We start from the raw sequence: 26,441 nt of genomic DNA on the forward strand, positions 1-26,441 counted from the left end.
TTCTCCCTTGTTCAGAAGGGTTCTGGAGACATCAGGGAGTTGTCGGCGTCTGCCCGCGCCGCAACAGGTGGTCACCATGAGGTAACCATCGGTGCATGCCGGTGTCAACGGGATGCCGAGACTTTTTTCAAGTCTTTTATTTAGTCCCGGCCTTGACGTGAGAGCGTTCCCACACCAAGCTGCGGCCAATCTCTTCTCCGACCGCCCCCGCGAGAAATGAGGCGTCCATGAAGCGTTCCCGCATGGCTGCGTTCGTCGCGATCGGTGCCGCTCTGGTCGGCACCACCCTGCTGCAAGCACCTGCCGAGGCCCGTCCCCAGGCCGCCGCCGCGCCCACGGCGACGATCTGGGAGGACAACTTCGACGGCCCGGCCGGTCAAGCCCCCGATTCCGGCAAGTGGCGCTACGACATCGGTGGCTCCGGCTGGGGCAACGACGAACGGCAGTACTACACCAACAGCACCCGGAACTCCGCCCTCGACGGCCAGGGCAACTTGGTGATCACGGCCCGCCAGGAGAACGGCGGATTCCAGTGTCACTACGGCCCGTGCCAGTACACGTCGGCCCGGCTGCTCACCGCTCAGACCTTCACCCAGACGTACGGCCGCTTCGAGGCCAGGATCAAGATCCCTGGCACCCAAGGGGTTTGGCCCGCGTTCTGGATGCTGGGTGGCGGCAACTGGCCGAACGACGGCGAGATCGACATCATGGAGAACATCGGCCGCGAGCCGACCACCGTGCACGGCACGATCCACGGCCCGGGCTACTCCGGTGCCGACGGCATCGGCGCGGCGTACAACTCTCCGGACGGGCAGCCGTTCCGCAACGGGTTCCACACCTACCGCGTCGACTGGGAGCCGAACTCGATCACCTGGTACGTCGACGGCATCCAGTACCAGCGCCGTACGCCGGCTGACCTGAACGGTAAGACCTGGGTCTACAACCACCCGTTCTTCATGATCATGAACGTCGCGGTCGGCGGCTACTGGCCGGGCTACCCCGACGGTTCGACCGTGATGCCGCAGACGATGACGGTCGACTACGTCCGCGTCTCCGACGTCGGCGGCAGCTCCGGCGGTTCGCGGATCACCGGCCTGGCCGGCAAGTGCCTGGACGTCGCCGCCGCCAACACCGCCGACGGCACGCCGGTTCAGCTGTACGACTGCAACGGGACCGGCGCGCAACAGTGGACCCGTCCCGGCGACGGCACGATCCGCGCCCTGGGCAAGTGCCTCGACGTGAACGCCGGATCGGTGGCCGACGGCGCCAAAGTCCAGCTCTGGACCTGCAACGGATCCGGCGCGCAGCAATGGACATACTCCGCCGCCCACGACCTGGTGAACCCGCAGGCCAACAAGTGCCTCGATGTCACCGGCAACAACTCCGCCAACGCAACCCCGGTCCAGACCTGGACCTGCACCGGCGCAGCCAACCAGAAGTGGACGGTCTAACCGCGCGGAGGTACGACGCCTCCGTCGCGCAGTAAGCGCAGTACGGGAAGGGTCGCGGCGCCGAGAGCTACGGCGTCGCGGCCCAACTCGCACAGGACGATCGACACCTGCGAGTACGGCTGTTGCAACGCGTGCCGGCCGACTTCCTCCCGCAGTTGCGCCAGATAGCGCTCCCCCAGCAGCAATCCGGCCCAGCCGCCGAGGACGATGCGCTCGGGGTTCACCAGGTTGACCAGGTTGGCGAACCCGGCGGCGAGGTAGCCGATCGTGTCATTCACGACCGTTGCCGCGGCCTCCGAGGTGCTGACGGCATCGAGCACGCCGACGAAGGCCGTCTCCTCGTCGCCAGACAGTCCCGGCCCGTCGAGCTCACGATAACGGTCGAGCACGCCCTCCGCGCCGACGTACGCCTCCAGGCATCCTTCGGCGCCACAGCGGCAGCGGCGGCCGCCGTACGCGATCGTCATGTGGCCCCATTCGCCTGCACTGCTACGGGTTCCGCGGTAGCTCGACCCGTCGGCGACCAGGGCCGCGCCGACACCGGATCCGACCAGCGCGACCACGGCATCCGTCGCACCCCGGCCGGCGCCGAACCACATCTCTGCCTGGCCGAGCGTGTTCGCACCGTTGTCCACCTGGATCGGAATATCGGTGCCCTCGGCAAGCATCTGCCCGAGCGGTACGGCGTCCCACCCGAGCGTCTGCGCATGGACGACGGCGTCGCCCTCGACGATCCCGGCCACCGCGACGCCGAGACCGAGCACCGACTCCGGCAGGACACCGGCCTCGGCAAGCACTGCACCTAGGCCTTCCAGCACGTGCTTCACCACCATCGCCGGGGTCGGTGAGTGGATCGGGTGGTCTGCGCGGGCGAGCACTCGCATCGCGAGGTCGAACAACTCGACCCGGACTCGGGTCTCGCCGACCTCGGCGCCGACGACGTACCGGAACGTCGGTGACACCCGCAGCAGCACGCGCGGCCGGCCGCCCTCGGACTCGACCGAGCCGGCCTCCTCGACCACGCCCTCGGCGATCAGTTCGGAGACCAGGTTGCTGACACTCGCCGCGCTCAACGACGTCCGGGTACTCAACTCCTGACGGCTGAGCGGGCCGTCGCGGAAGATGCCGGTGAGGATCACCGACCGGTTGGACCGGCGCATGTCGCGCACAGTGGTCCGCCGAACGTCCATGCCCTGCCCCTACCTGGTCCGGCCCCAGGCAGGCCGCTCGGCCCGAGTCCATCACGCCGTACCGGGGACCCGGAAGGGGCGGCTTCCTCCAAGTGGTGAATTAAGCCGCGATTCGTTACCACCCTGTGATTGACGACCCCTCGTCGTCTCCGCTTCACTCTACGGAACCGCTTCCGAAACCGGTTCCGAAACCGGTGCCGCGCCACACCCCGACCGCCCGAGGGGAGTCAGCATGTCGATCACCATCGCCGATGTCGCGGCGCGTGCCGGTGTCAGCAAGACCACCGTGTCGCGCGTGCTCAACGGCAAGGGCGAGCTCGATCTGCGGACCGCGGAGCGGGTCCGCCAGGTGATCGCCGAGCTCGGCTACGTGCCGAGTGCCCGGGCGGTCGGCCTGGCCCGCGGCCGGACCCGGATCGTCGGAATGCTGGTCCCGTCGCTGACCTGGCCCTGGATGGGCGAGGTGCTGCAGGGCGCCGTCGACGTGGTCGAGAGCGAGGGCTACGGGCTGCTGCTGTTCACCTTCAACCGGGGTGAGGAGTCGATGCACCAGTTCGCCTCGCAGGTCTCGGCCCAGTCGTTCGACGGCCTGCTGGTGATCGAGCCGGAAGGCACCCTCACCTACATCGAGCAGTTGCACGCGCGCGGCCTCCCGGTGGTCCTGATCGACGACCGTGCCAACCGCCCGCAGTTCCCGTCCGTCGCCACCACCAACTACGCCGGCGGTGAGTGCGCCGCCCGGCACCTGCTGGAGCTCGGCCGGCACCGGCCGCTGGTGATCACCGGTGTCGAGCGGTTCGGCTGCACGCACGAACGCCTGGACGGCTTCCGCGACACCTACGCCGAAGCCGGTGTCGAGCTCGATCCGAGACTCGTCTTCGAAGGCGATTTCACCCACGAGAGCGGACGGCGCGGCATCCAGCACGCGTTCGACCAGCGCCTCGAGTTCGACGCGGTCTTCGCCCACAACGACCTGTCCGCCGGCGGCGCCATCCAGGCCGTCCGCGAGACCGGGCGGAACGTGCCGAACGACGTATCGGTGATCGGTTTCGACGACATCCCGTACGCCGAACACACCGAACCGCCGCTGACCACGGTGCATCAGCCGATGCGCCAAATGGGCCAGGCGGCCGCCCGGATGCTGATGGGCTACTTCGGCGGCACCCCGCTGCCGGACGAGCCCCAAGTGCTGCCGACGACCCTGATCGTCCGCAGCTCAACCGCCCCGAAGAGGGCATCTGGGGACCCTGCGCCGTCGCGAGCAGGTGCTCGGCGGAGTGCCTCGGTGCGCTGGAGGGGAGGTCTCGATGCGGACCCATCGTGACCTCTCCTCCAGTGCAGCGAGGCGCCCGCCGAGTGCCGCGCAGCAGGCGCAGGGTCCCCAGATGCCCTCAACCGCCTCGAGGACCAAACCACCCGCCCCGAAGACACGGTCCCACTAGAAGCTCCGGTGGCGGGGCAGCTGCCCCTGTCCCGCCGCCGGCGTACTCCCCCCACATCGAACGACAGGGCGTGAGCTCTTCCCATGAGAGCGCTTTCACGCCACCATGCACTGGCCCACCGGCTCAGGGTGGGCCATCCGCCAACAGATGCACAGGAGGAACCGATGCGAGCACGACGCACTGTCGCGCTGGCCCTGTCGGGCTTGCTCGCGGCAGCCGCTCTGGCTGCCTGTAGTAACGGGGACGGGAAGACCGAAAGCAGCGGGACCGGCAGTACCGCCACCGTCCTGAATGTCGGTATGCCGAACGGCCCGCAGACCGAGAACCACAACCCGTTCCTCGGCTCCTCCTCGGGCGCCTCGCTGGGCTACCGCTGGATGATCTTCGAGCCGCTGGTGATGATCAACGGCATCAAGCCGACCGAGGCCGGCAAGCCCTGGCTGGCCACCGAGTGGAAGTTCGACGCGAACTACACCAAGTTGTCGCTGACCGTCCGCGACGGCGTGAAGTGGTCCGACGGCCAGCCGATGACGGCCGAGGACGTCGCGTACTCCTTCCAGATCCGCAAGGACAATGAGGCACTGAACCCGGAGGCGATCCCCTACGGGACGATCGCTGTCGAAGGCAACAAGGTCAATCTGACCTTCACCCGGTCCCAGTTCGTCAACCAGAACAAGATCCTGACCGCTTTCGTGGTCCCGAAGCACCAGTGGTCGACGTTGAAGGACCCGACCCAGGACACGCTGAAGAGCCCGATCGGCACCGGCCCGTACACGGTCAAGTCGTTCACCCCGCAGACCACCACGCTGGTACTGCGTGACTCGTACTGGCAGGACCTCCCGAAGGTCAAGGAGCTGCGGTACACGTCGTACAACGACAACAACGCGCAGACCACCGCGCTGGCCAACGGCGCGTCGGAGTGGAGCTTCGTCTTCGTCCCGAACGTGAAGGCCGTCTACCAGGACAAGGACCCGAAGAACCACAAGCTGTGGTTCCCGGCGAACCTCGGCATCCACGGCCTGTGGATCAACACCACCCGCAAGCCCTTCGACAACCCGGCACTGCGGCGGGCGATGGACAAGGTGATCAACCGCGACGACATCTTCATGCAGGGTGAGGCCGGTTACTTCTACCCGAAGGTCGAGTCCGTCACCGGCATCCCGACGCCGGCCGGTGAGTCCTTCATCGCCCCGGACTTCAAGGACGAGAAGCACTCGGTCGACGTCGAGGCCGCGAAGAAGGAGCTGACCGACGCCGGCTTCAAGCTCGAGGGCGACGTCCTCAAGGACCCGACCGGCAAGCCGGTGACGATCACGCTGACCGACCCGGCCGGCTGGTCGGACTACATCACCGACCTGGAGATCATCAAGGACAACCTGTCCACGATCGGGATCAAAGCCACTGTCGACAAGGCCAACCAGGACGCCTGGTTCAAGAACATCGACGAGGGCAACTTCGACGCCGCGATGCACTGGACCAACGGCGGCGCGACGCCGTACGACATCTACCAGAACATCATGGACGGCAAGATCCTGAAGCCGGTCGGCAAGGGCGGTGTCAGCGGCAACTACGGGCGGTTCAACAGCCCGGAGGCGACCACGGCGCTGGACCAGTACGCCAACGCGACCGACGACGCCACCAGGACCACGGCGCTGAACACGCTGCAGAAGATCATGGTCGAGCAGATGCCGGTGATCCCGACCTCTGCCTCGAACGTCGGTGGTCTCTACAGCACGAAGAACTGGGTCGGCTGGCCCGACGAGCAGAACCAGTACGGGCCGGCCCAGCCGACCCAGCAGAACGCTCTGCAGATCGTCCTGAACCTGAAGCCCGCCGGCGCCCAGTGAGGCGCGGCCCGCGGCGCCAGGCCTGACCGCCTGGCGCCGCGGCGCCATGAACCGAGGAGTCCCGATTCCATGACGGTGACCGACACCGAGGTGGTCCTCGAGGCCGAGGGCCTCACCAAGCACTTCCCGGTACGGCGGGGGATCCGCGACCTGCTCACCCGGGATCGCAAGGCAGTCCACGCCGTGGACGACATCAGGCTCACGTTGCGCCGGGGACGGGTCACCGCACTCGTCGGCGAGTCCGGCTCGGGCAAGTCGACCGTTGCCCGGCTGCTCGCCCAGCTGTACGGCCGTACGTCGGGTGACATCCGGCTGCACGGCGAGTCCGTCACGGTGAAGGGCGGCCGCAAGTTCCGCGCGTACTGCCGCCAGGTCCAGATGATCTTCCAGGACCCGTTCGCCTCGCTGAACCCGACACACACCGTGCGGTACCACCTGACCCGCGCGCTGCGGATCCACGGCCGGGCCGGCAACAATGCAGCCGAGCTCGAGGAGAACCTGCGCGACCTGCTGCTCAGGGTCCAGCTCACTCCCCCGGAGCGCTACCTGGACAAATTCCCGCACGAGCTGTCCGGCGGTCAGCGCCAGCGCGTCTCGATCGCCCGCGCCCTCGGTGCGGACCCGGAGGCACTGCTCGCGGACGAGCCCGTGTCGATGCTCGACGTGTCGATCCGGCTCGGCGTACTGAATCTCCTGCGTGACTTGAAGGAACGGCTCAACCTCGCGATCCTCTACATCACCCACGACATCGCTTCGGCCCGGTACTTCGCCGACGAGACCCTGGTGATGTACGCCGGGCGCATGGTCGAAGGCGGCGATTCCGAGACCGTCACCCAGAACCCAGCCCACCCGTACACCCGGCTGCTCATCGAGAGCGCGCCCGACCCTGATCGCCTCGACCGCGTCGGCGATCCGCGCGCCCCGGAGGACCAGGGCAGCGGCGAGCCGCCGAGCCTGATCGCACCGCCGAGCGGCTGCCGGTTCCACCCGCGCTGCGTGCACGCGATGCCGAAGTGCTCGACCGATCTTCCGCCCCGCTTCGAACTGCCCGCCAACGACGGTCATTGGGCGGCCTGCTGGCTCTACGAGGAAGGGGTCGCGAAGTGAAGTACCTGCTGCAGCGGATCGCCTTCTACCTGTTCACCGCGTGGGCCGCGCTCACCATCAACTTCTTCATCCCCCGGCTGATCCCGGGCGATCCGGTCACCTCGCTGATCAACAAGTACCAAGGCCAGCTGAGCACGGACGCGATCCAGTCGCTCTACGTGCTGTTCGGCCTGGACAAGAACGCCAGTCTGTGGAGTCAGTACGTCGACTACTGGGGCCAGATCTTCCACGGCGACCTCGGGTTGTCGTTCACGTTCTTCCCGACACCGGTCTCGGAGATCCTCCGGCAGAGCCTGCCGTGGACAATCGCGCTGGTCGGCATCACGACGTTCGCCAGCTTCATGATCGGTACGTCGCTCGGCGTCCTGGCCGGCTGGCGCCGCGGTTCGTGGCTGGACGGACTGTTGCCCGTGACAACGTTCCTGTCGTCGATCCCGTACTTCTGGCTCGGCCTGCTGGCCATCACCCTGCTGGCCGGACCGGACAGCATCTTCCCGTCGTCGGGCGGCTACGAGCCCGGCCTGGTGCCGTCCTGGAACGCCGAGTTCATCGGCAGCGCGATCCAGCACAGCCTGCTGCCGGCCATCACGATCCTGATCTCGTCGGTCAGCGGCTGGATCCTCAGCATGCGGAACATGATGGTCACGGTCGCCTCCGAGGACTACATCACCGTCGCGCATGCCAAGGGCCTGCCCGAGCGCCGAGTGATGGTCAGCTACGCGGCTCGCAACGCGCTGCTGCCGAACGTGTCCGGCTTTGCGCTGGCGCTCGGCTTCATCGTCGGCGGCACGCTGCTGGTCGAGATCGTCTTCTCCTACCCGGGCATCGGCTACAACCTGTTCCAGGCCGTCGGTTCCAAGGACTATCCGCTGATGCAAGGCGTGTTCCTGGTGATCACGCTGTCGGTGCTGGTCGCGAACCTGATGGCCGACATCGCCTACCTGCTCCTCGACCCGCGTACCCGGAAGGAAGGCTGACACGTGTCCGCACCAGCCACCACCATCACCGCGGTCACGCCCGGGGGTCCGGAGGTCGCGGCCACACCGGCCAAGCGCCGCCGGCTGCGGTTCGTCGCCAATCCGAAGGCCGCGACCGGCCTGATCGTGCTCGGGTTCTTCTGCCTGATCGCGATCATCGGACCGTGGATCGCGCCGTACGACCCGTCCGCGCGTAGCAGTGACCTGATCCAGGCGCCGTCCGGCAAGCACTGGTTCGGGACGACGCATCTCGGACAGGACATCTTCAGCCAGGTGCTGGTCGGCACCCGAGGCGTGATGTTCGTCGGCCTGCTGGCCGGCATCGTCGCGACCGCGTTGTCGATCCTGATCGGCGTCAGCGCCGGTTTCCTCGGCGGCGCCGCGGACGAGAGCCTCTCGGCGTTGTCGAACGTGTTCCTGGTCATCCCCGCGCTGCCGCTGATCATCATCGTTGCCTCGACCATCCCGGCCGCCGGCGACCTGATGGTTGCCCTCGTCATCGGTTTGACGTCGTGGGCGTGGGGTGCTCGAGTGCTTCGCGCGCAGACCCTGTCCCTGCGCAGGCGCGACTATGTCGAGGCGGCTCGGGCGACCGGCGAGAGTACGTGGCGGATCATCACCGCCGAGATCATGCCGAACCTGACCGCGATCATCGCCTCCGGCTTCGTCGGCACGGTGATCTTCGCGGTGATGTCGGAGATCACCCTGGCCTTCATCGGCATCTCGACGATCTCCGAGTGGAACTGGGGCACGATCCTGTTCTGGGCGCAGAGCCAGCAGGCGTTGGCTCAGGGCGCGTGGTGGTGGTTCGTTCCGGCCGGTCTCGCGATCGCCCTGCTCGGTACGGCGCTGTCGCTGATCAACTTCGGCATCGACGAGTTCGTCAGCCCGCGGTTGCGCAGCAGCGGCCACACCAAGCTGAAGACCAAGGACGGTCACTCGGTCCGGATGCGGGTCGGCTTCACGCCTGTCCTGGGTGCTTCGCGCGAGTCGGTCACTCCCGTCGTACGCCGTCAGAAGGAGGTCGCATGAAGCAGCCGGTACTGGAGATCAAGAACTTCCACGTCGACTACGGCCTCGGCGACCAGGCGGTCCAGGCGGTCCGCGACGTCACGCTGACGTTGCACCGGGGCGAAGTCCTCGGTCTGGCCGGCGAGAGCGGCAGCGGTAAGTCAACGCTCGCGTACGGCGTGACGCGGCTGCTGCCACCGCCCGGTGTGATCAGCGGCGGCTCGGTCGTCTACCACCCGCCGAACGGTGATGCGTACGACGTGATGGCGCTGACCGACCCCGAACTGCGGGCCTTCCGCTGGGCCGAGACGTCGATCGTGTTCCAGGGCGCGATGAACTCGCTCAACCCGGTGCACAAGGTCTCGACCCAGATGCTCGACGTGATCAAGGCGCACGAGCCCGGCCTGTCGCCGGCCGCGCGGACCAGCCGCGCGCACGAGATGCTGAAGCTGGTCGGCATCTCATCGGACCGGATGGACGCCTACCCGCACCAACTGTCCGGTGGTATGCGGCAGCGCGTGATGATCGGGATGGCGCTCGTCCTCGAACCGCAGATCGTCATCATGGACGAGCCGACCACCGCGCTCGACGTGGTGATGCAGCGGCAGATCCTGGCCCAGTTGGTCGAACTGCGCGAGCGGCTCGGGTTCTCGGTCCTGTTCATCACCCACGACCTGTCGCTGCTGGTCGAGTTCTCCGACCGGATCGCGATCATGTACGGCGGCCGCATCGTCGAGGAGGCCCGCTCCGCCGACCTGTACACCGATTCCTTGCATCCGTACAGCGAGGGACTGCTGAAGTCCTTCCCGGCACTGCGCGGTCCGCGCCGTGACCTGGCCGGGATCCCGGGCTCACCTCCCGACCTGCGCGGGATGCCGTCGGGCTGTTCGTTCCATCCGCGTTGCCCGCACGCGTTCGACCGTTGCTCGGCGGAGATCCCGGTCCTCGGGGTCCCGTCGTCGCGCAACGATCCCAGCCGTTCCGTTGCCTGTTGGCTCCCCGGCCGCGTGCCGGTCGCCTGATCTCTCCGACATCCGAAAGGCCACAATGAGCACAACTTCTGTCTCGGGGGACGCCGACCTGATCGCGGGACTTCCGGCCGGCTTCCGGTGGGGTGTCGCGACGTCGGCGTACCAGATCGAGGGTGCGGTGAACGTCGACGGCCGGACGCCCTCGATCTGGGACACGTACTGCCGGGTGCACGGTGCCATCGACAACGACGACACCGGTGACATCGCCTGCGACCACTACCACCGGATGCCGGCGGACGTTGCCCTGATCAAGGATCTCGGGCTGGACACGTACCGGTTCTCGGTGGCGTGGCCGCGGGTCCAGCCGCGCGGCAAGGGGCCGGTGAACCGGGCCGGGCTCTCCTTCTACGACCGGCTCGTCGATGAGCTGCTGACTCAGGGCATCGATCCGTGGGTGACCTTGTACCACTGGGATCTGCCGCAGGAGCTCGAGGACGCGGGCGGCTGGCCGGTGCGCGACACGGCGTACCGGTTCGCCGACTACGCGATGCTGGTGTTCGAGGCCTTGAGCGACCGGGTGAACACGTGGACCACGCTGAACGAGCCGTGGTGCTCGGCGATGCTGGGCTACGCGTACGGCGCTCATGCACCGGGGCGGCGCGAATACCCGGCCGCGTTGGCTGCTGTGCATCATTTGCTGCTCGCGCATGGCCTGGCTACGGGCCGGATGCGTGAGGCGTCACCACGCAAGCTGGACATCGGCATCACGTTGAACGTGGCGACGGCGTACCCGGCTTCGGACGCCCAGCCCGATGTGGACGCGGCACGACGGGCGGACGGGATGGGTCGGCGGATCTACCTCGATCCTTTGGTGCACGGTCGCTACCCGGCGGACGTGGTGGCTGACCTGGCTGCTGAGGGCGTCGAGCTGCCGGTCGAGGATGGTGACCTCGAGATCATTGCGGCGCCGATCGACGTACTCGGGGTGAACTACTACTTCAGCCAGAAGTTCACCGGGTACGCCGAGGACGGCAGCACGGTCGACTCCAGCGGCATGCCGGTCAGCCGGACGCTTCCTTTGAACAAGCCGCGCACCGCGATGGACTGGGAGATCGTGCCCGAGGGCTTCACCGATCTGCTGGTCGGTATCAGCCGCGACTACCCGGGTCTGCCGATGGTCGTCACCGAGAACGGTTCCGCCTTCGACGACGTACCCGACTCCACGGGCTTCGTCGCCGACGCCGACCGTACGGCGTACTTCACGTCCCACCTGGCCGCCGTCGCTGCCGCGATCAATCAGGGCGCCGACATCCGCGGCTACCTGGCCTGGTCCCTGATGGACAACTTCGAATGGGCCTACGGCTACGCCAAACGCTTCGGCATCGTCCGGGTCGACTACGAAACCCAAGCTCGAACCCCGAAGCAAAGCGCCCTCTACCTGAAGTCCCTCGCCCGGCAGCACCGCGACAGGTAAGTCCCCCGCGCGTCCGGCGGCACCTTGTCAGGTGCCGCCGGATCAGGTCACAGCGCATGCATCTTCTTGTTACGGATGAGTTGACGGGCTCCTCAGCCCTTCTGCGTAACGCGGGTCAGCGGTGCGGGCGTCAACGTCCGGTGGGCCTTGAGGTACGCCGCGAAGGTTTCGTGGTCGGTGTTGTTGCGGACCGGGTCGGTGTAGCTCTTGAACGCTGCGTACCCGTCGGCGCCGATCACGGTGTAGGCGAGTGCGGCCACCCGGTAGGTCTTGGCCGGGTCGAGTGCGGCGCCGTCGATCTTCACGTCGGCGGGTTCGACGCGGTCACCGACCGGCCGGTTCGAGTCGAACGAGTAGCTGACGTTGCCCGACACCGCGAGCGGCGCCAACTTCACCGTGCCGTCGGTCTGCGTCTGCCACTGCTGCTCGAGTACGGCGTCCAGTTGCGTACCGGTGAGGCTCACGGTCAGGACCGGGTTGCCGTACCCGTACGCGTCCCACGACTCACCGAGCATCACCCGGCCGTCGGCATCGCCCGGCTTGTTGCTGTTGGCAACCAGGAGGTCGGCGCGCAACGCCGTACTGCCGATCGCGGGCTTGGCGGCGATGATGCCGAGGTCGGCCGGGCCGTTCTGCCGGGCGGTCCACAGGTGGACGTCGGCGCCCAGGTCGGCCAGGGTGCTCTCGCCGGCAGCGTTGGCGGTGCGGGTGAAGTCGCCGGTGACGGTCGCGACCGGTTCGGCGTACTTGCGATCACCGGCGGCGGCCCAGTAGTCGACGATCTTCTGGATCGTCGGGTCGGGCGTGACATCGCGGGTGACGGCGTGGTTGGTCGACGTGGTCTGGTCGCGGAGTACCTCACCGGTGCGGCCGTCGAGCTGGAGGTTGATCTCGTTGATCAGCCGGCCGTGGTTCGCGGCCTCGACGACCGGGCGCGGGTTGCCGTCCGGGTCCGGGATGCTGCAGTTGAAGCCGGTATGCCAGTGGCCGGTGACGATCGCGTCGATCTGCGGCGTCACCTTGCGCGCGAGGTCGATCGCGGGACCGGTCGGGTTCACACAGTCGTTGTACGTCGCGGACGCGTCGGTACCGCCGTCGTGCATGTTGAGCACGATCGCCTTCACGCCCTTGCGGGTCAGCTCCGCCGCGGCACGGTTCGTCGACTCGACCGGGTCGAGCGCGGTCAGGTCCGGCTGGTACGACGTCGAGCCGACGGGAGTGTCCGGGACAGTCATCCCGATGAAGCCGATCGGGTAGCTGCGGCCGTGGTCGCGCACCCAGCGGATCGTGTACGGCGCGACGATCGTGCGGCCGTTGGCGTCGACGATGTTGTCCGACTGGAACTCGAAGTCCGCCCCGTGGAACCGGCGGCCGGTGGAGTCGGTGAAGCAACTGTCGCCGCCGACCTTCCCGAAGCACTTGCCTTTGGTCATGTGGTCGACCAGGAAGCTCTTCGAGATGTCGAGTTCGTGGTTGCCGACGGCTGAGAACTGGACGCCGAGCGCGTTCAGCATCTCGATCGTCGGCTCGTCCGCGTGCGCGTCCACCTCGAACGGCCAGCCGGAGAAGTTGTCCCCGGTGGCGAAGAAGATCGAGTTCGGGTGACCGGCCCGGATGCTCTTCAGATGCGTGGCCAGGTACGCCGCTCCGCCGACGACCTGAGTGGTCCCGCCGGGGCCGGCGATCGTCCCGCCGTCCGCGGGGGAAGGCGGCCGGAGGTAGCCGTGGAAATCGGTGATCGAGACCAGTTGCACCGGTACCGATGTGGTAACGGCCTCGGCGGCCGGCGGGGCCAGACCGGCGGCCAGCAGGACCGCTAGTCCGGCGGCAAGGGCGCGTGGGCGGCGTACTCTGCGCACAATTGTCTCCTCAAATGTCGAAACGAGCACTTCCCGACAGAAGGAGACTGCCTCACCATGAACAAGATGTCACCATCAAACGGCGAGTCTCCGAACCTCGAAGGAATCCACCCTGCCCGCCGAGACACCCCCTGCACGCCGCCCAGAAGATCTGATCAAATACCAACGTGGTGGCCGGTGGTCCCGCGAAGCCTCCGGCCACCACCTTGCCCGTCAGGAGCCTGATGAATCTCCCGCTGATCCCCGCCCCTGCCGCGACCACCACCTCTGACGGGACGCTCGTCATCGGCGACGGTCTGGGCATCGCCGTACCGCCCGAGCTTGCCGATCTCGCTGCGCGATTCGTCGAGGACGTTCGGATCGACGCCGGCATCGCGCTCTCCGTCGCCGCCTCGCCCGGTGTCACCGTGCTCATCGACAGCGCCGGCATCGACGACGTCGCACCCGCTTCAGGTCTGCGGGCCGACGGCAAGGACCTCGCCGACGAACGGTACGGACTCGAGATCACCAGCGCAGGCGTGCGCGTCTGGGGTCCGACAGCTGAGGGAGTGCACCGCGGGCTCACCTCGCTCCGGCAGCTGATCACGGCGTACGCGCAGGATGGCAGTGCAACGTTGCCGGCGGCCCGTGTCATCGACGGGCCGCGGTTCGCGTGGCGCGGACTCTCCCTCGACGTCGCCCGAACCTTCCACCCGCCGGCGGTGGTCCGCCGCGTGGTCGACATGTGCTCGCTGTACAAGCTCAACGTGCTGCACCTCCACGTGACCGACGACCAGGGCTGGCGGATCGAGGTCCCGTCCCGGCCGGCGCTCACCGAGATCGGCGCCTGCGGCGCGATTGGTGACCGTCCGGGCGGTTACTACACCCAAGCCGAGGTGGCCGAGCTGGTGGCGTACGCCGCCGAACGCTTCGTGACGGTGGTCCCGGAGATCGAGATGCCCGGTCATATCGCGGCAGTGTTCCGCGCGTACCCCGAGCTGGCGCCGGGCGAGATCCGCTCCATCGATCTCGGCAACGGGGCCAGCCTCCAGCTCAGCACCCTCGACCCCGACCGCGCGGAGACCTGGGAGTTCGTCGAGGACGTCCTGGATGCCGTCATTCCGCAGTTCCCACAGAGCGCGTACGTGCACATCGGCGGAGACGAGGCGTTCGGCATGCCCGACGAGGCCCACGCCGCCTTCGTCGAACGTGCCGTCGAACTCGTCCGCGCCCGCGGGAAGCGGGTCGTCGGGTGGCAGGAGATCGCCCGCGCCTCGATCAGCGCCGACGTAGCAGTGCAGTACTGGATGGACGTCCACGAGGTCGAGTCGATGGACTACGACGCCGTGAGCTCGATGGTCCCGGCAGAACTGCTGCCGATCCTGGCCGAGGGCTTGAAGAAGGCAGCGCAGGATGCCCCGAGGGCACTCGCCCAGGGTGCGCGGCTGCTTGTCTCACCAACCAGTTGGCTGTACTTCGACCGACCGCATGCCGATGCATCGTCGGACGCCGCGCAGGAAGAGATGCGTAAGCGCGTCGGACTGCCGGTGTATCCGGCGGCATCCATCCGGGACAGCGTTGAGTGGGACCCGGTCGAGAACACGCCCGGCGTTGAGTCGGACGCACAGGTAGCCGGCGTCGAGGGGGCCGTTTGGTGCGAGACCATCGCGACCGCTGACGAACTGGAGTTCATGCTGCTGCCTCGTCTCAGTGGCGCGGCAGAGAAGGCATGGTCACGCCAGACCTCCACCGACTGGCCCGAGTACGCCGCCCGCCTCAGCCACCAATCCAAAGCCTGGCAACAACGCGAGTGGACCTGGTTCCACTCAGTGGAAGTCGACTGGGCCTAGCGGCTGGTGGTTGGTAGGCCCCACGCGTTCCTTGCGTGCGAGCGCTGGTTGTCCGGGGTGAGATGGGCCAGACTCGCGTTTGTGGGGATGGCCCACCGGACTGTTGGGGGACAGGATGGATCAGCGGGAAGCGTCGGATGCGATCAAGGGACAGCAGGCCGAGCTGCTTGCGCGTCTCCCGTTCGGTGACGAGGGTGACTTCGCTGCGGCGGAGCGAGGGTTCATCGGGACGCTCGACGATCCGGCGATTCGCAACGCCGCGGGCGACGTCGTATGGGATGCGTCCAGCTATGACTTCTTGACCGGCGATGCTCCGGACACGGTGAATCCGAGCCCTGTGGCGACAGAGCAAGCTGGCCGCAAAGCACGGGTTGTTCGAGGTCGTGCCTGGCCTGTATCAGATCCGCGGTCTCGACCTGTCGGTGATGTCGTTCGTCGAGGGCGACACCGGGGTCGTCGTGATCGATCCGCTGATCTCACGGGAGACGGCCGCTGCCGCCATGGCGCTCTACCGCACTCATCGTGGCGACCGGCCGATCACCGCCGTGATCCATACGCACTCGCACATCGATCACTTCGGGGGCGTTCAGGGCATCCTCACGCAGGAGCAGGTCGACGCCGGAGTCGAGATCATCGTGCCCGAGGGGATGGTCGAACACGCAGTCGCCGAGAACGTGTACGCCGGCACCGCCATGGGCCGCCGGGCGGGGTACATGTACGGCGCAGCGCTCGCCCGCGGTTCGCACGGCGCGGTCGGTGCGGGACTCGGCCAGACGACCTCGACCGGTGAAGCCACTCTGCTTCCGCCGACCCGGGAGATCACCACAACCGGGCAGACGCACACCGTCGACGGGCTCGAAATCGAGTTCCAGATGGCCCCCAACACGGAGGCGCCGTCGGAGATGCACTTCTACTTCCCGCGGTACAAGGCGCTGTGCATGGCCGAGAACGCAACGCACACGCTGCACAACCTGCTCACCCTGCGCGGCGCGGTCGTGCGCGACCCGCACGTCTGGTCGCAGTACCTCACCGAGGCGATCGAGCGGTACGGCTCCCAAGCCGAAGTCGTCTTCACGTCGCATCACTGGCCCACGTGGGGCAACGCCGAGATCGTCGAGTTCCTCAGCCTGCAACGCGACCTGTACGGCTACCTGCACGACCAGACGCTGCGGATGCTCAACCAGGGTCTGCAGGGCGCCGAGATCGCCGAGGCGATGCAGCTACCGCCGGCGTTGGAGAACGCGTGGCATGCCCGCGGCTACTACGGATCGGTCAGTCACAACGTGAAGGCGATCTACCAGCGGTACATGGGCTGGTTCGACGGCAACCCGGCCAGGCTCTGGCCACACCCGCCGAAGGAGCAAGCGACCCGCTACGTCGACGCGATCGGCGGCATCGACCGCGTGATCGAACTGGCGCAGGCCGCCTTCGACGCCGGTGACTTCCGCTGGGCCGCGACGCTGCTCGACCACGCGACATTCACAGACCCGACTCACACAGCCGCGAAGGCGCTGTACGCCGACACCCTCGAGCAGCTCGGGTACGGCGCCGAGAACGGCACCTGGCGCAACTTCTACCTCTCCGGCGCGACCGAACTCCGTGAAGGGAACTTCGGCACGCCGACGGTGACGAACGCACCTGCGATCCTCGCGCAACTCACCCCCGAGCAACTGTTCGACGCGGTCGCGATCACGGTGGACGGCCCCAAGGCCTGGGATCTCGAGCTCGCGTTCGACCTCACGATCAGCGACCTCGCCCGCAGCTTCCACCTCACACTCCGCAACGGCGTACTCGTCTACGTCGAACGCGCCCCAGCCCCCGATGCCGACCTGCACCTGACCGTCACCAAGCCCCGGCTCCTCCGCCTCGCCGCCGGCGACCTCAACTCCGACGGCCTCGACGTCCGCGGCGACCTGAACGTCCTCAAGCAACTCCTCGAAGTCCTCAGCCCCGGAGACCACGCCTTCAACATCGTCCTCCCCTGACCGGCGATCACGTCAGGTCCGACCCTCTGTCGACGCCTGCCCACGAGAGGAGCGCCATGCAACGACCGTTGGCCGGGCTGACACGAGGCAATCTCGTCACGGAACTGCTGGCGGGCGTCACGCTGCTGGCGATCGCAATTCCGCTGAACATCGGCTACGCACAGATCGCCGGGCTGCCGGCGACCGCCGGCCTGTACGCGCTCGTCGTACCGACGATCGTCTACGCGCTGGTCGTGTCGTCGCGGCAGGTCGTCGCATCGCCGGATGCCGCGGCCGCGGCGCTGGTCGCATCGTCCATCGGCGGCCTCGCGACCGCCGGCAGCGCCGACTACGCCAGGCTCGCCCTCGCGCAGGCGATCATCTGCGGCATCCTGTTCGCCCTTCTCGCGGTGTTCAAGCTGGGATTTCTCGCGAACTTCCTCTCCAAGCCCATCCTGATCGGGTTCGTCGGCGGCCTGGCGCTGGACATCATGGTCAGCCAGGTCGCCAAGATGCTGGGCGTGAAGATCGACTCGGGCGGGGAGTTCACGGACAAGCTCGTCGACCTGGTGACGAACCTCGGCACTGTGAACGGCTGGGCCGTGCTCATCAGTGCCGTCTCGGTCGCGGCGCTGCTGCTCGGCCGGCGGTTCGCGCACGCCGTGCCCTGGGCATTGATCCTGCTCGTGGCCGCGACCATCGTCGTGGTCGTCGGCCACCTCGACGAGCGGGGAGTGTCGGTGCTCGGCGACGTACCCGCCGGCCCACCGACGCTGACCTGGCCGGTCATCGGCTGGAACAAGTGGCTCCTTCTCGTCCCCTCCGCCATCGCGCTGACGCTGGTCACCACAGCGGAGGGGTTGCTCGTGTCCCGGGCGTACTCCGAGAGGCGCCACTACCCGTTCCACGCGAACCGGGACCTGTTCGCGTTCGGACTCGCGAACGTCGCCGCAGGGACGCAGGGCAGCTTCAGCGTCGGCTCATCCACCTCGCGTACCGCGGCAATGGACCAGGCGGGTTCGCGCACCCAACTGCCGGCCCTCGTGCTCGCCGCGGGCACCCTGCTGCTCCTGCTGTTCGGCACCGCCCTGCTCGAGGACATCCCCTCCCCGGCCATCGGGGCGATCGTCGGAGTCGCGATCGTCCCACTCCTGGGGATCCGGGACTTCACCGAGCTCTGGCACAAGGACCGGTTCGAGTTCGCCGTCGGTGCCGTCTGCTTTCTCGTCACCCTGTTCATCGGCGCGATCCCCGGCATCCTCGTCGCGTTCGCGCTGGCCCTGATCAACCTCGCCAAGCGCGCCGCCAACCCCGCCATCGACGTCCTCGAGGCGACCGGTGACCCCGGCGAGTCGCTCCTCGAAGGCGCGACCGAGGGCCGCATGACGGCGCCCGGCGTGGTCGTCGTACGCATCGCGGCGCCGCTCTTCTTCGCGAACGGATCGGTCTTCGCCGACGCCGTCAAACACGCCGTCACCGCACCAGGCGCGAACGCGGTACACCACGTCGTCATCGACATGGAAGCAGTCAACGACATCGACGTCACAGGCGCCGAGGCCTTCGCATCCCTGCAGGACTGGCTGGTGACACGCGACGTCACCCTCGCGTTCAGCCGTGTCCGAGCACCAATCCTCACCCGCCTCACCGAACTCGAACTACTGACCGACCAGACCGTCTACCCAACGAACCGCGAAGCGATCGCCGAACTCGCCCCGGACCAACCCACGATTCCTTAGGGCGCGTGGGGGAAACACCTGAGGGGCAGACCGCGCACCGGCCCGCCCCTCAAGTAAGGAGAACTCAGCAGGTTGCGGTTGGGGCTGCCCAGTCGGCTCGGTCGTTGTAGCCGCCGTCTCCTGCGTCACCGACGAAGAGGTCGAGAACGCGGACTCCGGTCAGGTCGACGTCGATCGGCTTCGGGTTGTCACGGTCGACTACACCGCTGTCATACAGAACCTTGCCGTCGCCAATCACCTGGAACGTCGCAGTACCACCCTCCGGCCCGACGTTGCGTACCGCGTCATCGATACCAACCGTCGCGGTCAACCGAGAGCACGACTTGCCCAGGTAGTAGCGAACCGTCGACGGCGTCGCCACGCCAATCCCAGTCGGGTACGTCGTACTCACCAGACTGATCGGTGATCCGCCACCAACACTCTCGTCAACGGTCGGCGACATCCACCCGCTGGTCGCGCTGATCCACTCGTGATGCGACAGCGGAACCGTCCCCGTCGGCGGCACCGGAGCAACGACCACCGGCGACACAGTCGACTGCCGCTGTACGCCGTACCCGATCGTGTCGTACGACGTCGACGCCGTGAGACTCGCAGATCCAGGTGCCGCACTCGCAGGTAGCTTCACGGTGAACCGGTACGTCGCTTGCTGACCACCAGCCAACAGAATCGGAGCCTTGGTCAACGACTTCACCGTCCACCCGGTGCCACCGGCAACCGTCACGGCCGGCTTGAGCACCGGCAGCAGGCCGTCGTTGCGGACGGCAACCTGCACCGTCAGCTCGTCGCCGCCGGCAACAACCGGAGCGACTCCGTCGGGCTGTACGTCGGTGCCGACGTTCGTCACCTGCGGAATACCGGCAGTTACATGCGGGATCCCCGGCACACCACTGGCCGGTTCGACCCGGAAGAGCGCCGTACCGTGCGCCGGAACCGCCGCGCTGATCGTGCCCGCGCTCTCGGTGACCTTGTTGGTCCACGCGTTCTTCAGGGTGAACCGCGCACCCTGCAGACCGACCGCCGAAGCCGTCGTCGTGATCGTCTTCGCGCTGTCACCACGGTTCAGCAGCACCACGGCGCGACTGCCGTCAGCGAGTCGCTTGACCCACGTCTCCGCCGTCCCCGCGGCACCGACCCGAACGGCCTGGACCGCGGCCTTGTCCTGGTTGATCGCGAGTACGTCGGGATCGGTCAGCATCGAGATCGTCGTCGGGCTCAGCTTGCGGATGTCGCTGCCGACCACGAGCGGCGCCGCGGCCACGGTCCACAGCGTGAGCTGGCTGCGGAACTCCTCGTCCGTCATGCCGAGTTCGGGCGCGAGGTAGTCGGGGTCGCTGAACGCGCCCGGCTTGACCACCTCAGGGTGCCGCGCGTTCGCGTCGTAGTTGCGCAGTACGTCCTTGAACTTGATGTCGCCCTGGAAGCCGACGTCGGTGTACGTCCGCCACGACTGGGCGATCCCCGGCGCGTACGACCAGGAGAAGATCGACTGCTGCGACTCGGGATAGTTGCCCCAGTCCGGCGAGGTGACCGGGTTGCAGAGGTTGAAGATCATCGGCCGGTGGCTGGCGTTGTTGCGCAGCGCCTGGGCGAACTCGGTGAAAACCGTCTTCGGATCCAGGTTCGCCGCGATACCGCACAGGTAGTCGACCTTGACCGCGTCGAAGCCCCACGCGGCGAACTGATCCGCGTCGCGCTGGTAGTAGCCGCCGCTACCCAGCCCACACTTGCCCGGGATGTAAGGACCGGCGTCGGTGTAGATGCCGGCCTTGAGGCCCTTGCTGTGGATGTAGTCGACGAGCGGCTTCAGTCCGTTCGGGAACTTGGCCGGGTTCGGGACCAGGTCGCCGGCGTCGCTGCGCGACTGGTCGGCCTGCCAACCGCCGTCCAGCCAGACGATGTCGTAGCCGGCCTTCGCCAGCCCGCGACTCACCAGCGAGTCGGCGACCGACTTGATCGTGTCCTCGGTGAAGTCGCCACCGAGTCCGTAGTACGTGTTCCAGCCCATGTACGGCGTCGGGCTGAGCACCGCAGCTGGGGCCTGAGCTGTGGCCTGAGCCGCCACAGCCTGGGTTGTCGTGGTGGTCGCGAACGCGCCGGCCACCAGTGCCGCCGCGATCACCCCACCAAGTAGTCGCTTCATCTGTTGTCCTTTGCTGCCGTTGAGCGGAACGGTCAGTCGAGGGCTTCGACGACCAGGCAGTTCGAGTCGGTCGCGCCGTCCCAGCGGACGCCGACCTGCAGCAGATAGCTGCCCGGGTGAACCTCGTCGCCCACCCGGTAGTTCTTCGCGGGATCCAGGCCGGCCAGCGGCGCTCGCCGCGGCCGGGTCGGCAGGGTGCCGCGCACGTTGCCGTCGCCGGTCTCCCACAGAAACACCACGGACCGCGTCACACCGACGTACTGCACGCCGGCCGACAGTCCGTAGACATTGCTGTCGGCAATCAGATCGCGGATACCCTTGTACTGCTCGATGTGTCGTGCCGCGGTGGACAGTTGCTCGTCGTTCCATCGTGACAGGTCGGCGCCGATCCCGAGTACGCCGGCCATGGCGACGTGGAACCGGAAGTCGAGGGATCGTTCGCGTCCGTCATGGGTGCCGACGGCATCGGTCACCCACGAGCTCATCAGATGCGGCGCGAAGCCGGTGCGGAAGCCTTGCTGGATCCTGAGCCGATCCAGCGGGGCGGTGTTGTCACTCGGCCAGAGCGTGTCGACACGCGCGGCCATCCCGAGGTCGACGCGGGCGCCGCCGCCCGCGCATCCCTCGACGGACACCTCAGGGTGCTCGACGCGCAGGCGGTCGAGGATCGCGTACAGGTTGGTGACGACGCGACCGTCGAGGTCCCGCCGCTGGTCGCCGGAGTCGAGCCGCGGACGGTTGGCGTCCCACTTCAGATATTTGATCTGGTACGTCGACAGCAGCCGGTCGAGCGTGGTCCAGATGAAGTCGGCGACGTCGTCCCGGCTCAGATCGAGGAGAAGTTGATTGCGGATCAGGACCGGGTCGCGGCCGGGGGTGCGGAGGATCCACTCGGGGTGTTTCGCGGCGAGCTCGGACTTCGGACTGACCGATTCGGGCTCGACCCACAAGCCGAAGTCGAGGCCGAGGTCGTTCAGGTCGGTGATGAATCCGTCGAGTCCGTTCGGGAACTTGGCCGGGTCGACCTCCCAGTCGCCGAGGCCGCCGGTGTCGTCGGAGCGGCCGACGAACCAGCCGTCGTCGACCACGAATGTCTCGACGCCGATGCTCTTGGCGCGTCGGGCGAGCTCGAGCTGGTGGTCGGCGCGGATGTCGAACTCGGTCGCGAACCAGGAGTTGTACAGCACCTTCGGGGTGAGCCTTCTCGACAGCGACCGCTCGTAGGCATGGAAGACGCGAGCCAGTCCGTCGGCACCTTCCGCACTACACGCCCCGACCGCCTTTGGCGACACCCACGTCTCCCCCGGCCCCAGCGTGATCCCGAGGCTCGGCGACACTCGTCCGGCCTGGATCCGCAACTGCCCGGTGGTGTCGACGTCGGCACTCATCTCCCACGACCCACTCCACGCGAGCTGGACGCCGTACGCCGTACCTCCGTCCTCGACGGACAGGAACGGCGAGTAGGAGTGCCCGGTGATCCCCTGCGCACTGCCGATCGTGAACCGGCCGCGCTCGAGGGTGACCTCGGCCTGCTGGAACTCGCTGTTCCACTCACCCCACAAGTACTTCACCGTCGCATCACCGGACGTAGGCACGGTGAACCCCGCCGAGTCATGCCGATGCAACCGCAGCTCGCCGGTGCCGTCGTTGCGGATCGAAACCCAGCGCTCAACCAAGTCCCCGACTACGCGGTAGTGCAAGGCGACACTCACCGCCCGTACCTCATCCACGAACTCCAACTCCAGGGTGTTCTCTCCTGTAGTTGCTTGAGTGAAGGCAGGGCGGAGCTCGTCGGAGCCGTCTGGGCCGGAGACCACCAAGTCCACAGGGGATGCGTAGCGGACTCCGCGGACGCCGTACTCGAGGGGTTCTACGTCGGCTCGTGGGAGGAAGTGTTCGGTGCCTTCCGGGGCTACAACCGACGGGCCTTCTGTCACTGCGTGGGGACCCCAGGCAATGAGTTGGGCCCACTGGTTGTGGTCGGGGACGCCGACGACGTACGACGTGGTTGTGCCGCGCAACGTCCACGTTTTCACTTGACGGCTCCGATGGCGAGGCCGCCGACGAAGTGCTTCTGGAAGCGGAGGAACACCGCGACCGTGGGAACCGCGGCGATCACGGTGCCGGCCGCGATCACGTTCCAGGACGAGACGAACAGACCCTGGAGACCGAGCAGCGCCGGCGTGACCGGCATCTTCTCGCCGGACCGGATCACAGTGATCGACCACAGCAGGTCGTTGAAGATCCAGGTGAACGACAGCGCTCCAAGCGCCGCGAGCGCAGGCCGGGTCAGCGGCAGGATCACACTCGCGTAGATCTTCCCCGGCCCGGCCCCGTCGATCGTCGCCGCTTCCTGGATCTCCCGCGGTAGATCCCGCATGAACCCGTGCAGCACGAACGTGTAGAACCCGAGCCCGAACCCGACATGAACGGCGATCAGCGCGATCAGCGTGTCGTAGTACCCGATCAACTCCACGAACCGCGAGATCGGGATCAGCAGGATCTGCGGCGGCAGCAGGTTACCCATCAGCATGAGCAACAGGATCGTCCGCCGGAACGGGATGCTGTACCGCGCCAGCCCGTACGCCGCGATCGACGCCAGCCCGAGACTCAGCAGCACCGCCGGGATCGTCACCAGGAGACTGTTGATCAAGGCCCGGAACTCGTCCGCATCCTCCCACGCCGACTTGTACGTCGAGAACGTGAACGAATGCGGCAGCGACCCCAGCCCGTTCGCCGCCACGTCGTCGAAGCTGCGGAACGAGATCACGATCACCCAGAGAATCGGCGCAACCCACAGGATGGAGACAAGCCCCATCGCCACGTGGTAGCCCGAGGTCTTCAGGCGGTTCATGTCTCCTCCCGGAAGGCACGGATCAGGTAGCCGAGGATGACGGCCAGGGCGAGCAAGAAGATGACCACGGCCAGGGCGGACGCGTAGCCGAGCTGGGTCGACTGGAAGGCGGTCGAGTACATGTACGTGCTGAGCAACTCGGACGAGTGGTACGGGCCGCCCTTGGTCATCGACCAGACGATGTCGAACGATCTCAGTGAGTCGATCACGATCACCGACAACACGACTGAGTTCACGCCCTTGAGCTGTGGGATGGTCACGAATCGGGTCCGCTGCCAGGCCGATGCGCCGTCCACCTTCGCCGCTTCGTACAGCGCCGGGTCGACGGCCTTCAGACCAGCCAGGTACAGCACCATCACGTACCCGATCTGCCGCCACAGCGCCGGCACGATCACGGCGTACAGGGCGGTGTCCGGATCAGCCAGCCACGGCCGGACGAAGTTGCCCAGGCCAACAGACCGGAACACAGTGTCGACCAAGCCATCAGGCTGGTAGAACACTCGCCAGATCAGTGCGGTGACGACCAGCGAGAAGACCACCGGGGTGAACAGCGCGGCGCGGTAGATGCCGACGCCACGACGTTCGCGCTGCAGCAGCAACGCCATCCCGAAGCCACCGATCACACTGAGCCCACCGAACAGCACCAACCAGATCGCGGTGTTCTTCAGCGCGGTCCGGAAGATCGGGTCCGACACCATGTCGCTGAAGTTGCCGAATCCGACGAACGAGGGCGCCGACAACCCGTCCCAGTTGGTCAACGCCAACCAGAACCCTTGCAGCGCGGGCCAGAACACCCACACCGCCTCGATCGCGAACGGCACCAGCACGAACGCCAGGATCAACGGCGACACCCGCCGGGGACCGGAGCGTTTGGTACGTCGTGACGCTCCCCCGCCGGCCCGTGGCGCGGGCCGGCCGGGAGCTGTCTGGGTCAAGGTGGAAGTCACGCCTTGAAGACCTTCTCAGCCGCGGTCTGCCAGGTCTTGAGGATCTGGTCGATCTGATCCGGCTTGTCCAGGAACTTGGTCAGGGCGGCGTCGGCAGTTGGCTGGAGTGCGTCACTAGAGTCGCGGTTGAAGAACTGGGTCAGCTCCGCCGCGCCCTCGATCATCGCCTTGCCCTTCTTCACCAGCGCCGTGTCCGCGGACTTGCCGTCCGGGTTGGCGGGGATCGCCGTACCGGAGGAGCTCTGGACGTAGATCTCCTGCGCCTCGGCCGTCGCCAGCCAGGTCATCAGCTTCTTCACGCCCTCGGGATCCTTCGCCTTCTTCGAGGCGAAGTACCCGTCCGTAGGTGCCTCTTCGGCCACCGGTACGGCGGGATCGATGATCGGGAACTGGAAGAAGTCGATGTCGTCCAGCGCATCCTTCGGCGCTGAGTCCGCGAAGAAGGTGCCGATCAGGAACATCCCGGTCTTGCCGGCCAGCAGCGCCGACGTCGCCTCCTGGAACGGGAACGACTTGCCCTTCGGGTCGAAGTACGGCAGCACCTCGCGCCACTTGGTGAAGACCGCCTTCACCTTCGGGTCGGTGAAGTCGCCCTGGCCGGCCAGCAGCTGGCGGTGGAACGGCGCGCCGTTGATCCGGATGTTCAGGTAGTCGAACCAGGCCGACGCGACCCACGGGGTGTCGCCGAGTCCGATGCCGATCGGCGGGATGCCCTTGCTCTGGATCGTCTTGCAGACCTGGACGAACTCCTCCCAGGTCTTCGGCGGCGTGACGCCCCACTTCGCGAAGTTCGACTTGCGGTAGAACATGCCCCACCAGTAGTAACTGGTCGGCACGAAGATCTTCTGGCCCGCGCTGCTGGTGGACAGCGTCTGCATCGACTTCGGGTAGTTCTTCATGCTGTCCCACACGCTCGACACGTCGAGCAGCAGGTCCTTCTTCGCGTACGAGTCCGCGACCGACCCGGCGTACCAGGTGTAGACGTCCGGCGGGTTGGCCGAGGTCAGGTACGTCGGCAACTGGGTCCGGAAGATCTCCGCCGCGACCGTGTTCAGCTTGACCTGGGACCCACCGGTTTTGTTGTACGCGGCAACGAGCTTCTCCATCGCGGCCTTGGCCTGCTCGCTGGAGAGGTTCGACTGCAGCGAAAGCTCACCAGTGGCCGCGCTGCCGCTACCCGGACTGCTCGTCGAGGTCGCGCACCCGGGCACCAGGGCAGCGGCCCCGAGCAGTCCGAGTCCCTTGAGGAAAGTCCGTCGATCTGCTGCCAGACCCGTCATACCCAAACTCCTGAGATCTGCTCGACCAGCGTGCCAGTCGAGTGAGTGGTGTGTTGCGGACGATCTTGCGGCGGACGGTCGCAGGTGTCAATATTAATTCGTAAATTACGAGCAAATCACTTGACCTGGCATCGGCGTCACGGTCAACTGGTTGTGCCTCGTGGTGGTGAGTCTCCGAGTGATTGCGGTGTTCAGGTGCGTGCATCGCGGTGCTTGGGTAGTGGCCTCGATGCAGAGCATCGTGGGCGCTGGCCAAGTGCCGCGAGGTGCGTGCCTGGGCGCCGCAAGCGCCGGAGAATCACCACCACGAGGTACATAACTCGTTCATCGTTGGAAAGCTCTGCCCGGCATGCTTGGGTGGG

18 protein-coding genes are annotated in these 26,441 nt (G+C 67.0%); 11 read left to right on the top strand and 7 right to left on the bottom strand.

The features are described from left to right. The first annotated feature begins 227 nt into the window (after positions 1 to 227). Complete coding sequence (locus tag E0H73_RS20215) at positions 228 to 1,451, top strand: glycoside hydrolase family 16 protein (RefSeq protein ID WP_131358617.1); 1,224 nt, start codon at positions 228 to 230, stop codon at positions 1,449 to 1,451. On the opposite strand, the gene E0H73_RS20220 is transcribed toward E0H73_RS20215, so the two are convergent. Further along, positions 1,448 to 2,641 carry an ROK family transcriptional regulator gene (locus tag E0H73_RS20220; protein WP_131358620.1) on the bottom strand — a complete coding sequence of 398 codons (1,194 nt, stop codon included), beginning with the start codon at positions 2,639 to 2,641 and terminating at the stop codon, positions 1,448 to 1,450. The two genes, E0H73_RS20215 and E0H73_RS20220, sit on opposite strands and share 4 nt — an antisense overlap. Positions 2,642 to 2,873: 232 nt before the next feature. On the opposite strand from E0H73_RS20220, the gene E0H73_RS20225 reads away from it, so the two are divergent. The 7 genes from E0H73_RS20225 (at position 2,874) to E0H73_RS20255 (ending at position 11,470) form a co-directional block, all read left to right on the top strand. Next, on the top strand, positions 2,874 to 3,965 hold the full coding sequence (locus E0H73_RS20225; RefSeq protein WP_238164117.1) for a LacI family DNA-binding transcriptional regulator: 1,092 nt from the start codon (positions 2,874 to 2,876) through the stop codon (positions 3,963 to 3,965). A gap of 282 nt (positions 3,966 to 4,247) precedes the next feature. Continuing rightward, the gene (locus tag E0H73_RS20230; RefSeq protein WP_131358624.1) at positions 4,248 to 5,930 is read left to right on the top strand and encodes an ABC transporter substrate-binding protein; all 1,683 of its coding nucleotides are present in this window, start codon (positions 4,248 to 4,250) and stop codon (positions 5,928 to 5,930) included. 69 nt (positions 5,931 to 5,999) lie between these two features. After that, positions 6,000 to 7,037 (top strand): ABC transporter ATP-binding protein, encoded by a 1,038-nt coding sequence (locus tag E0H73_RS20235; RefSeq protein WP_131358627.1) that lies wholly within the window; start codon positions 6,000 to 6,002, stop codon positions 7,035 to 7,037. Further along, the gene (locus E0H73_RS20240) at positions 7,034 to 8,014 is read left to right on the top strand and encodes an ABC transporter permease (RefSeq protein WP_131358630.1); all 981 of its coding nucleotides are present in this window, start codon (positions 7,034 to 7,036) and stop codon (positions 8,012 to 8,014) included. The genes E0H73_RS20235 and E0H73_RS20240 overlap by 4 nt, the downstream gene beginning before the upstream one ends. Positions 8,015 to 8,017: 3 nt before the next feature. After that, entirely contained in the window at positions 8,018 to 9,046 is a 1,029-nt protein-coding gene (locus E0H73_RS20245) for an ABC transporter permease (RefSeq protein WP_131358633.1), read from the top strand. Continuing rightward, complete coding sequence (locus E0H73_RS20250) at positions 9,043 to 10,047, top strand: ABC transporter ATP-binding protein (protein ID WP_131358636.1); 1,005 nt, start codon at positions 9,043 to 9,045, stop codon at positions 10,045 to 10,047. Before E0H73_RS20245 ends, E0H73_RS20250 begins: the two co-directional genes overlap by 4 nt. A gap of 25 nt (positions 10,048 to 10,072) precedes the next feature. Beyond that, positions 10,073 to 11,470, top strand: a complete 1,398-nt coding sequence (locus E0H73_RS20255) for a GH1 family beta-glucosidase (RefSeq protein WP_131358639.1) — start codon at positions 10,073 to 10,075, stop codon at positions 11,468 to 11,470. A gap of 92 nt (positions 11,471 to 11,562) precedes the next feature. Here the strand turns inward: E0H73_RS20255 and E0H73_RS20260 are convergent, their stop codons facing one another. Further along, positions 11,563 to 13,329, bottom strand: coding sequence for a bifunctional metallophosphatase/5'-nucleotidase (locus tag E0H73_RS20260; RefSeq protein ID WP_131358642.1), 1,767 nt, complete (start codon positions 13,327 to 13,329; stop codon positions 11,563 to 11,565). Between the two features lie 224 nt (positions 13,330 to 13,553). Between E0H73_RS20260 and E0H73_RS20265 the strand changes: the two genes are divergently transcribed. From E0H73_RS20265 to E0H73_RS20275, 3 genes are all read left to right on the top strand, one after another. After that, entirely contained in the window at positions 13,554 to 15,158 is a 1,605-nt protein-coding gene (locus tag E0H73_RS20265) for a beta-N-acetylhexosaminidase (RefSeq protein WP_131358645.1), read from the top strand. A 383-nt stretch (positions 15,159 to 15,541) separates the two neighbouring features. After that, entirely contained in the window at positions 15,542 to 17,143 is a 1,602-nt protein-coding gene (locus E0H73_RS20270; RefSeq protein WP_238164118.1) for an alkyl/aryl-sulfatase, read from the top strand. Between the two features lie 56 nt (positions 17,144 to 17,199). After that, positions 17,200 to 18,858 (top strand): SulP family inorganic anion transporter, encoded by a 1,659-nt coding sequence (locus E0H73_RS20275; protein WP_131358648.1) that lies wholly within the window; start codon positions 17,200 to 17,202, stop codon positions 18,856 to 18,858. Between the two features lie 64 nt (positions 18,859 to 18,922). On the opposite strand, the gene E0H73_RS20280 is transcribed toward E0H73_RS20275, so the two are convergent. The 5 genes from E0H73_RS20280 to E0H73_RS20300 are packed head-to-tail and all read right to left on the bottom strand — an operon-like array spanning position 18,923 to position 26,079. Then, entirely contained in the window at positions 18,923 to 20,998 is a 2,076-nt protein-coding gene (locus E0H73_RS20280; RefSeq protein WP_131358651.1) for an NPCBM/NEW2 domain-containing protein, read from the bottom strand. Positions 20,999 to 21,030: 32 nt separating this feature from the next. After that, positions 21,031 to 23,034 carry an alpha-galactosidase gene (locus tag E0H73_RS20285; protein WP_131358654.1) on the bottom strand — a complete coding sequence of 668 codons (2,004 nt, stop codon included), beginning with the start codon at positions 23,032 to 23,034 and terminating at the stop codon, positions 21,031 to 21,033. Continuing rightward, on the bottom strand, positions 23,031 to 23,852 hold the full coding sequence (locus E0H73_RS20290; RefSeq protein ID WP_131358657.1) for a carbohydrate ABC transporter permease: 822 nt from the start codon (positions 23,850 to 23,852) through the stop codon (positions 23,031 to 23,033). Before E0H73_RS20290 ends, E0H73_RS20285 begins: the two co-directional genes overlap by 4 nt. Further along, positions 23,849 to 24,799, bottom strand: coding sequence for a carbohydrate ABC transporter permease (locus E0H73_RS20295; protein ID WP_238164119.1), 951 nt, complete (start codon positions 24,797 to 24,799; stop codon positions 23,849 to 23,851). Before E0H73_RS20295 ends, E0H73_RS20290 begins: the two co-directional genes overlap by 4 nt. Beyond that, positions 24,796 to 26,079 carry an ABC transporter substrate-binding protein gene (locus E0H73_RS20300; protein ID WP_131358660.1) on the bottom strand — a complete coding sequence of 428 codons (1,284 nt, stop codon included), beginning with the start codon at positions 26,077 to 26,079 and terminating at the stop codon, positions 24,796 to 24,798. The genes E0H73_RS20295 and E0H73_RS20300 overlap by 4 nt, the downstream gene beginning before the upstream one ends. Positions 26,080 to 26,441: the final 362 nt, after the last annotated feature.

This window comes from Kribbella pittospori, from assembly GCF_004331465.1.
GTDB lineage: Bacteria > Actinomycetota > Actinomycetes > Propionibacteriales > Kribbellaceae > Kribbella > Kribbella pittospori.